The following is a 7,153-nucleotide window of genomic DNA, read 5'->3' on the forward strand; positions in this document are numbered from 1 at the left end:
CCGTTCTTCACTGCATGGTGGATCAATGCGTGCTGGCCCGTCGCCAGCCGACGGCCAGGGGAACCGCGCACACCGCGCAGATGCCCGCGGTCCACAACAGCACCCCGATCATCGGTAACAGGACCGGGCCACCCATCGACAGTCCGCGCATCGCCGAGACCGCATAGCTTACTGGCTGATGGGCCACCACCGGCTGAATCCAGTGTGGGTATTGGTCCAGCGGAATCAGGCCCGTGGAGAAGAAGATCGCGATCGCCTGGGTCAGCTCGACCCCCTCGACGATCACTGCCTGCGACGAATAGAGCGCCACGGTGGTGACCATGACGGCGAAGGCGATGCCCAGCGTCACCGGAACGCACAGCCACATGAGGCTCGCGATCAGACCTTGGCGAAACTCGAAGCCCATCAGGATCCCCACGCCCAGCATCACGAGAGTGGTGAACAGAATCCGAACCGCGTCCGCCAGGATGCGGGCCATCAGACCCGACATCCGGTGCACGGGCAGCACCCACAGTCGGGACAGCAGTCCGCTGGTGCGTTCTCGCATCAGGTCGATCGCGACGAACGCCGATCCGGTGATCGCGGCGCCGAGTGCGATCAACGGAACGATGCTGTACATCGCATCATGGTGGGTTACGGCATAGATCAGATTGCCGAGCACGATCTTCAACACCAGCATGAACAGAATCGGGAAGACCAGCGCTTCGATGAGGGTGACGAAGTCACGCGACCAGCGCGTGAGTATCCGCTGGGTCTGCACTAGAGTCTGCCAAATGAGCAGCCGGGCAGAGTGGTCGGTGTGCTGGGACTGTGCGGGCGCAAACGCGATTTCTTGACTTGTCATACCGATCATGGCCGCCGGGACAAAACGATGATGGACACGGGCACCAGGAACAGGGCGAAGCCGGCTAGCCACGCCAAGGTCGGCGTCATTACCGTCCACGTCACCGGTATGGCCGCCTTGGTGGTATCCCCGGCCAACGCGCGCAGCGCCACCACGAACTGCGTTATCGGTTGGTTGCGAACAAACGGGTGGATCCAATGCGGAAACAGCTTGAGCGGCATGAGACCAACGGACAACAGCCCAAAGATCAAGATGGGCAACGACAGCAACGGCAGCATGGCATCGGGGTTCTTGGTGCCGGTGCCGAGTAGGTCGGCACCGAATGACAGCACCGCCCCGATCGCGATCGCCAAAAGGCAGTAGCCGACGATGTAGAGCGGTCCGCGATTGAAGTGGAAGCCGATCGCGTATCCGCAGATCAGCGCCACCGTCAGACCGACGCAGCAGCGGTAGATCGCGGCTGTCACGCGGGCGACTACCGGTGTCAACGGGGCGATCGGCATATACCTGAACCGTCGATTGATGCCCTGCAGGGAATCGGTGGCCGCCCGAAAGGCCGAGGAGATGGCGGCGAACGAAATGGACTGCAGCACGATCAGCGGGGCGATGTATTGCCCCAAGCTGCTGGCGACACCGGAGGCGCCGCCACCCACATAGTGATTCCACGGTATGGCGAACGGTATGTAGAAGCCCACCGTGAAGACCACTGGCGCGCCGACCATGGTGATCAGCTCCGGGTCGCGCAGGCGCGGTTTGGTGAAGCGTCCAACGAGCACCCACCATTGCTGCAGCGTCGACAGACGTGGTTTCGCCGCGCTCGGGCCTGCCCCCTTGAAGGTCGGGACCGGGGTTGGGTCGACCGCCGAGATGCTCACAGCATGGCCCCCGACGCCACGTGACTCAGCGCGTGGGCCTCGCTGGGATCGGTTGTCATGGAAAGGAATACGTCATCAAGAGACGGCCGGCGCAGCGCGATGTCGGCCAGCTCGATATTGGCCTCATCGATCCTTCGGGCCGCTTCGATGAGGGTGCGGGTGCCATCGGGAGCCGGCATCGTGATGCGGTCCGATTCCGAGGTCACCATGGCCCTGTTGTGCTCGGGCAACAGCGAGCCGAGGGCGGCGACGGTAGCGTCCAGATCCTTCAGATGCCGCGGCACAATCTCGCAGAAGGTGTCGCCGGCGCGGTGCTTGAGCTCATTGGCAGTACCGTCGGCAATGATCTTGCCGTGATCGATCAGGATGATCCGGTCGCTGAGCGCGTCCGCCTCCTCGAGATACTGCGTGGTCAGCAGGGTGGCGATGCCAAGCTTCTTGAAACTGGTGACCAGGTCCCAAATGGCTTGTCGGCTTCTGGGATCCAGCCCCGTGGTCGGCTCGTCCAAGAACGCCACTTGCGGCTCGACCACCAGTCCGCACGCGATGTCGATGCGTCGACGCATCCCGCCTGAGTAGGTGCGCACCAGCCGCTTGCCGGCATAGGTGAGGCCAAATTGATCGAGGAGTTCCTGCGCCCGCTGGCGAGCACGGGACTTGCGCAGCCCGTAGAGGCGGCCGAACAACACCAGGTTCTGCTCCCCGGTCAGCCCGTCGTCGACGGCCACTTGTTGCCCGGTGACCATGATCGAGCGCCGCACTCCGGCCGGCTGGGCGACGACGTCGTAGCCGGCGACGTGGGCCGAGCCGGTATCCGGGCGGGTCAAGGTGGACAAGATGTCCACCATGGTCGTCTTGCCCGCCCCGTTCGGGCCGAGTAGACCGATGACCTCGCCGCGGCCAACCTCGAAACTGATGTCGTTGAGAGCCACGACGTCGCCAAAGGCCTTGCGAACCCCGCGAACCTCTACCGCCAAGTCGTTGTTACGCATCCAATCCTCCTCAGCCGGCATCCAGGCTCGAGAGGTCCACCAGAGCGCCGGCTTCGATTACCCCAACCTTTTCGTCTTCGTCGCGCTCTTCCTGCTCCGCCGCGATGCTCTCCTGGATCAGTTCGCTGAGTGCGGTGGGGAACGACCGCGCCAGCGCCGTTGCTGTTTCCGCGGTGATACGCCGGGTGTCGTACCACCAATCCACATGTAGCGAGCTGCCGGACCGGTAGGCCCGGATTTCGACGGCGTGGCCGAGCCCAGGGAGCGGCTCTCGCACCGGCATTGCCAAGTCGGAATCGAACTGTACCGGAGCATCCACGGGGGGCAGCTCGGGAATCGTGCCGGCGTACCGGAAGTGGATGTCGGGTGTGCGCTGCGCACCCAGCACCCGTCCGGTCGGGGCATACAGGTACCGCAGCAGCCCGTATCCGATCCCATAGTGCGGAACCGACTTGAGGGTGTCGTGAACGGCGTCGAGCCCCTTGAGCGCTGCCGCGCCTTGCCCGGTGGCACACGTCAGGGCAACCGGGTAGTAGGTGGTAAACCTGCCGACGGTCCTGCGCACGTCGACATCCGGCCGCAGCACCGAGCGGCCCTCGCCGTCGAGCTCGACGGCCACCACGCCGTCACCGACGGTTTGGGCGATCGTTCGGCCGAGCGCGGCCAGCAAGATGGTCTGAATCGACCGCCGGAACCGGCGCCGGGCATCGTCGAGCTCGGATGTCTGCTCGGCGTTGAGCACGCTGGGCAGCTTGGTCAGATCGGTGGCGCTGGGTGGCTGGGCGGCATCGCCATCGGTCAACCACAGGTTGGCCTTGGTCGACTGTTCGATCCAGTACGAACGGGTGTCGAGGGCCGCCGGGTGGGTCGCCAACGCCGCGCAGCGCACCGACCAATCCCGCCACCCGGTGGTGACCGGGTCCAGCTTGATCTCTTGATCGCCGAGCCGCTGCGCGAACGCGGTGATGATGTCTGCGCCCAGCAGCTGACGCGAGGCGTCGTCGGCAACCATTTCGTGCAATGCCAAACCGAGGTATTGCGCACCACCATTGGGTGCAGTGACATGCACGGCGATCAGCGGCGCGTTCGAATCACCTTGCTCGGCAATCAGCTCGGCCACGATGTTGGAGACCGCGCTGTGCTCATCCGCCTCGTCGGCGGCCAGGTCACCGGGAAGCTGCCGGGTGGCAAGCTCGGTGAAGTCTGCAGGCGCTGCGATGTGCTGCTCCCACACTCCGCCGTTCTCGACCAGGCGCAGGCGCAACGCGTCGTGGTGGTTGGTCACCGCGCTGAGCACCGCTCGAATGTCCTCGGGGCCCACTTGGGGATCCAGTCGCAGGATCAGGGGTACCCGCCAGCGGCCGGTGTCGCGCAACCCACGGTCGAGGAAGTACGCGATGTTGGGCGGAACTGCCGGATTTGCGTCGGCCTCCGGGGGCTTGGCCAACCCGCTGGACGCGAACGAGGCATCGATGGCGGCCGTCAACGACGCAAGGGTGGGATGTTCATACAGATCCTGCGGCGTGATGGTCAGACCTTCGTTGGCGGCGCTCATCGCGATGCTGATCGCCATCAGGGAATCGCCGCCCATGTCGAAGAAGTTGGCGTTTCGATCGACCGAGCCGACACCCAGGCACTGCGACCAGATCCGCTGCAAGACGTCTTCGGTCTGCGACTCCCCGGTTTGCGCACCGCCGCGGATGCCCGAGTCGGCGCCCGAGCCGAGCTTTGCGCCAACCGATGAGCCGTTGCTCGCGGTGGGAATCTGCGCCCAGGCCATGTGCTTGGGCTCGACCCAATGCCGTTGGCGGGCAAACGGATAACCGGGCAGGGAGACGATGCGCGGCGAAGCCGCACGCCGTGGCGTCCAGTCCACGTCAACTCCGGCCGACCAGAGTTCACCCAGCGCGCGCAGGAAAGTTTCGCGGTCATCCAGGTTCTGGATCGGGTGACGCATGAGCCGGACGCTGCGGTGCCCATCCGACCATTTCGGATGCCGGATCGCCGAACCGGTCAGGCTGCCACCGGGCCCGATTTCAACCAGGATCCGGTTCGGTTGGGACAGCACCACGTCGAGTTCGTCAGCGAACCGGACCGTGGAACTGATCTGACGCGCCCAGGTAGCCGGATCGGTGACCTGCTGCTCGGACAGCCACGTTCCGGTGAGGTTGCTCAACAACGGTGTTTGCGGGGCGCGCAACTGCTGGCGGGACAGAAACTCCTGGAACTCTCCGAGCATCGGTTCCATCGAGCTGGAATGGAAAGCGTGGGTCGCGCGGACCCGGCGCACCGGTATCCCGGCCTCGTTGAGGCGTTGGCTGAATGCCCGGATCTCGTCCTTGGGCCCGGCGACCACGCAGTTGCCGGGATCGTTGACCGCGGACAGCTCCACCCCGTCGCCGAGGTACTGCGCAATGTCATCGGGGCCCACAGCCACGGCGACCATGGCGCCGGGGGGTGACTCGTGCATCAGGCGGGCCCGCAACGAGACCGTCTTGATCGCCGTCTCGAGATCGAAGACCCCGGCCAGGGTGGCCGCGATGTATTCGCCGGTGCTGTACCCGATATACGCGCCGGCGCGCACGCCATAGGTGTCGACCAATTTGGCCAGTGCGTATTCCACCGTGAACAGCGCCGGTTGTGAGCGGTCGATGCGCTCCAAGTCGGTGGCGGTTCCGTTGAAGATCTCGGCATTGAGGTCGACACCCATCTCCGCGCGGAATCCCGCGGCGCAGGCGTCGAAGTGTTCGGCGAAGACCGGTTCGGTCTCGTAGAGCCCCTTGGCCATTCCGACGTGCTGGGCGCCCTGGCCGGGGAACAGGAAGACGACCCGTTCTGCTGCCGCTGCGGTGGCATCGGCGACGCCGGCTACGGATTCGCCGACGAATATGCTGTCGTTGTCGGCCGCGCGCAGCGCCGTTGCCGCTTCTTCACGGTCGCTGACGACGGCGGCCATCGTGACGTTGTGCTTGCGCCGCCGGGACAGCGTGTAGGCCACTACGGAGAGGTCTGGGCTGTCCGACCGCTCCAACACCTCGGCCAGGGCGGTCCGCGACTCCGTAAGCGCCGCAGCGGTTTGCGCCGACAGCAGCAGCACCTGGGGGCCGGCCGGCTCGTCGTGCGCAGGCACCGTCGGTGCCTCCTCGAGCACGACGTGCGCGTTGGTGCCGCCGACGCCGAACGAACTCACCCCGGCGCGCAGCACCCCATCCCATTCCCAGGGGCCGTACTTGTTCTGCACGACGAATGGGCTCTGCTCGAGCCGCAGTTCCGGGTTCGGGCTGGTGTAGTGCAGCGTCGCGGGGATCGCCCGGTTTTTCAGGCACAGAATCGTCTTGATGAGACCCGCGATCCCGGCGGCAACTTCCAGGTGGCCGATGTTCGACTTGACCGAACCCAGCACGCAAGGACCCGTACGGGTGGTCTCAGATGCCTCGAAAGCCGTTCGGAGTCCTTGGATTTCGATGGGGTCGCCGAGCGGGGTGCCGGTGCCGTGGCACTCGACGTAGCTCACCGTCGACGCGTCGATGCCCGACACCGCGTGAGCTTCCGCGATGACATCGGCCTGGGCGGCGGGGTTAGGTGCCGCGTAACCCATTTTCGCCGATCCGTCATTGTTGATCGCCGATCCGCGGATGACGGCGTGAATGCGATCCCCGGCGTCGATGGCGGCCTGCAATGGCTTGAGGACCACCATCGCGACGCCGCTGCCGAAGACCGTTCCATCCGATCGCACATCGAACGGTCGGCAGTGGCCCACGGCCGACACCATCGATCCGGGCGAGGTGAAGTAACCGACGTGGTGGGGGACGCACAGCGAGGATCCGCCGGCCAGTGCGACGTCACACTCGCCGGACAGCAGGCTCAGGCAGGCCAGGTGAACCGCGACCAGCGACGACGAGCACGCGGTTTGGACGGCAATGCTGGGGCCACGCAGGTTGAACGCGTGCGAGATCCGCGTTGCCAGGAAGTCCTTGTCGTTCTGCAGGAACAGGCTGAACTGATCGAAGTTGAGCCCTTCGGCCAAAACCGTGTTCGGGTCCCGGTGCGAGAGCAGGTTGTGCAGCAGATAGCCACTGGGAGAGGAGGTTCCGTAGACGCCGATCGAGCCGTCGAACTTGGCGGGGTCGCAGTTCGCGTCTTCGAGTGCATGCCACGCGCACTGCAGGAACAGCCGGTGTTGCGGGTCCAGGACCTGCGCCGCCAGCGGTGGGAACCCGAAGAAATCGGCGTCAAACTCGTCGATCCCGTCGACCAGGGGAGCGCGACGCACATAGGACGGGTCGGCCAGCGTCTTGTCGCTGACTCCGGCTTCGCGCAGTTCCTCTTCGGACAGCGTGACGATCGATTCCTTGCCCCGCCGCAGATTGCTCCAAAAGGTCGAAACATCCTTGGCGCCAGGGAATTTGCCGGCCATGCCGACGACCGCGATCGCGTTGTCG

4 protein-coding genes are annotated in these 7,153 nt (G+C 65.2%); all 4 read right to left on the reverse strand.

Going from position 1 to position 7,153, the window contains the following annotated elements; all coding sequences use genetic code 11:
* Nucleotides 1-22 precede the first annotated feature (22 nt).
* Genes CKW46_RS11700 through CKW46_RS11715 form a run of 4 tightly spaced genes read right to left on the reverse strand, consistent with a single transcriptional unit; the run spans nt 23 to nt 7,128 of the window.
* On the reverse strand, nt 23-853 hold the full coding sequence (locus tag CKW46_RS11700) for an ABC transporter permease (RefSeq protein WP_011740070.1): 831 nt from the start codon (nt 851-853) through the stop codon (nt 23-25).
* On the reverse strand, nt 850-1,719 hold the full coding sequence (locus CKW46_RS11705) for an ABC transporter permease (RefSeq protein ID WP_012393577.1): 870 nt from the start codon (nt 1,717-1,719) through the stop codon (nt 850-852). The genes CKW46_RS11700 and CKW46_RS11705 overlap by 4 nt, the downstream gene beginning before the upstream one ends.
* Nucleotides 1,716-2,711 carry an ATP-binding cassette domain-containing protein gene (locus tag CKW46_RS11710; protein WP_015355163.1) on the reverse strand — a complete coding sequence of 332 codons (996 nt, stop codon included), beginning with the start codon at nt 2,709-2,711 and terminating at the stop codon, nt 1,716-1,718. The genes CKW46_RS11705 and CKW46_RS11710 overlap by 4 nt, the downstream gene beginning before the upstream one ends.
* 10 nt (nt 2,712-2,721) lie before the next feature.
* Nucleotides 2,722-7,128 carry a type I polyketide synthase gene (locus tag CKW46_RS11715; protein WP_051045863.1) on the reverse strand — a complete coding sequence of 1,469 codons (4,407 nt, stop codon included), beginning with the start codon at nt 7,126-7,128 and terminating at the stop codon, nt 2,722-2,724.
* Nucleotides 7,129-7,153 lie beyond the last annotated feature (25 nt).

It is taken from the genome of Mycobacterium liflandii, from assembly GCF_022354805.1.
GTDB classification, from domain to species: domain Bacteria; phylum Actinomycetota; class Actinomycetes; order Mycobacteriales; family Mycobacteriaceae; genus Mycobacterium; species Mycobacterium marinum.

Bases quoted from the DNA above. Each gene is read 5' to 3' on its own strand.
- CKW46_RS11700 (WP_011740070.1), bottom strand. From the start codon at position 853: ATGATCGGTATGACAAGTCAAGAAATCGCGTTTGCGCCCGCACAGTCC.
- CKW46_RS11710 (WP_015355163.1), bottom strand. From the start codon at position 2,711: ATGCGTAACAACGACTTGGCGGTAGAGGTTCGCGGGGTTCGCAAGGCC.
- CKW46_RS11715 (WP_051045863.1), bottom strand. From the start codon at position 7,128: ATGGCCGGCAAATTCCCTGGCGCCAAGGATGTTTCGACCTTTTGGAGC.